The sequence below is a fragment of the Paenibacillus agri genome, assembly GCF_013359945.1.
In the GTDB taxonomy this organism is placed as follows: Bacteria; Bacillota; Bacilli; order Paenibacillales; family Paenibacillaceae; genus Paenibacillus_AQ; species Paenibacillus_AQ agri.
Genome location: NZ_JABWCS010000133.1, coordinates 1 through 401 on the forward strand (window position 1 = coordinate 1; position 401 = coordinate 401).

General features: G+C 43.4%; 1 rRNA gene. It reads right to left on the minus strand.

Features of this window, described 5'->3' with window-relative positions:
• Positions 1 to 109, minus strand: a 23S ribosomal RNA gene (locus tag HPT30_RS00660); the annotation flags it as partial.
• Positions 110 to 401: the final 292 nt, after the last annotated feature.

Sequence of the window (401 nt, forward strand, 5' to 3'; positions counted from 1 at the left end):
CCCGGATCAAAGCTTGCTTACAGCTCCCCGAGGCAGTTTCGTTGTTCGCCACGTCCTTCGTCGGCTCCTGGCGCCTAGGCATCCTCCGTGTGCTCTTATTAGCTTAACCTCAATTTTCTCCGCAGGAGAAATATTGGACATTGAATTGCTTCAAAGCCAACTTCTTCGCGAATACGATTGTTGCAACTAATAACTATTTCAACTTGCTTACACAAGTTTCAGCTAAAAGATGTTCTAAAACGCAAATTCGTTTCGGTATCCAGTTTTCAAGGATCAAGTTTGAGTCTGAAACGTTTAACGACACTAACGTGATCGTCCAAACCTTTCAGAAACTGAGAGCTTAAACTCTCAAAACTGAGCAACGAGTGAGTAACAGGCCTAAACCTGAGATTTGGAAGTAA